This window comes from bacterium (genome assembly GCA_040755795.1).
Taxonomy (GTDB): Bacteria; UBA9089; CG2-30-40-21; order CG2-30-40-21; family SBAY01; genus JBFLXS01.
Window position 1 is genome coordinate 1 of sequence record JBFLXS010000619.1, and the last position, 1732, is coordinate 1732.

Genomic DNA, 1732 nt, shown 5'->3' on the forward strand with positions numbered 1-1732 from the left:
AACCAAGAACACACGATCTGGAAGAACTAACAGAGCGGATGGAAAAGATCGATCCAGATTTTGCCAAGATTTTTCCACGCAAGGAAGGTGAAGAGAAACGATTATTTGAGCTTCTTAAGAAAGCCTAACAACTCGCTGCAGCCGACCGCCAAAGGCGGCGGCTGAGCTCGGGCGTTAGACAGGCTGGGCAAACAAGAAGGAGTAAGGAGAAGTTATTCCTGTTGGAAGTTTTGGTGAGAATATTTGCTCCTTAGCGGACTATACCAAGCCTCCGGGATTGATGCTTTCCGGAAGAGTTGCTTATCCCATAGAAGCAACAAGGGGAGGCTAAGAGGGACTACTGAGAAGTGATAGTTAGGTAAGATAGAGGAAGCAAGAAGAAAGAGACGGTGAAGTGCAGCTTTTTCTAACCCTTCACTGCACCTGACTGCGGGGGGCTGTGCCGTAATTAGAGTTTTGTGGTATCTCAATCTTTTATCTTGTTTACAAAGTTTAGTGGTAATCCTCCCCGCAGCAGGTGAACTTTATCGTTAGAATAATAAAAATAATCACACAAAGACACAAAGTCACAAAGGAATTGAATAAAAAGAATAAATCTTTGTGTGCTTTGAGGCTTTGTGTGAGGATATAAAAGAGAAATTCTAACCACATATTAAAGGCAATTTGTCAAGAGAAAAGTTTATCCCTATAACGAATTTTTTTAATTTTTTTCAAAAATTCGTTTTTCTTGCACAAATAACGGGCTCGGATACTGCAATCCATGCATAAGTCCGTAGCCTTCTGCACTCTACGATCTTACGCCTGGATTGCAGGAATAAAGCTTCAAAGATGAAACTTCCCGCTGTGCGAAACAGTTTGGATTATAAACAGCCTAAAGTACTGACTCGGTTTTCTATTAACGGGCTAATCCTAATATACATCAGGATTGCACCAACCACATATTCGATATTAAGCTCCGTCTGGCTCAAAAGAGAACCAGTGGCCTTGTGGTAAGTTATACAACCCCCACATCAGAATTCGTAAGAATGTTGCGTAAGCAAAAAATAATCGGTACCCTTGAAGACCTACTCAAACGCTTTGGCTATCTTCCTGGTAAAAGAATGGAAGATTCCAGTTATTTATAGATTCAATCAAGGGGCAGTCCTGATCTGTTTACAAACCTTACTGTTTTTTTATGTAAGGTGGGGTTACCCCGTTAGATAGTAAACATCTAACGGGGTGAAGGCAACTTCCCAATCAATCGCAGTGAATTGGACTAAGCGTCCGGACATTGCCCTTTCAGTTAGACCTCGGGTTAGTTGCCCCACCCAGTATTAACTATTTAAGAATCGTTTTTCATCAAATGCCTCCTTGTTTTTGAGCATAAAGTAAATAGCAATTGCAAATTTGTGAGCCATAATACTTTTGGCTTTGCCAATTCCATGTTTTGATTTTAGTTTCTCATAATATTTCTTTATCCCCAGGGAATGATGTTGAGCATGGATGATAATCTCGGAGAAAGCCCATTTGAGAGATGGGTTGCCTATTTTGCTGTTACCATCTCCTGTATGTTTGCCATTAGATGTTCTTTCACACTTTACCACACGGCAGTATGATGAGAAATTTGGTGGTGTCCGAAATTAGCTAACTTCCTCTAACCGGATAGGTAAGCCATTCCTCTATACTCCAAACGTGGTCGGTTAGACCAGCAGCCATTGCCGGAGTTCGTTGTTGCCAACCACCATCAATGGTC

Annotated in this window: 1 pseudogene; it reads right to left on the bottom strand. The window is 41.5% G+C overall.

The window, feature by feature from the left end:
* Positions 1-1313: 1313 nt before the first annotated feature.
* A pseudogene (locus tag AB1414_20295) lies at positions 1314-1607 on the bottom strand (transposase).
* Positions 1608-1732 lie beyond the last annotated feature (125 nt).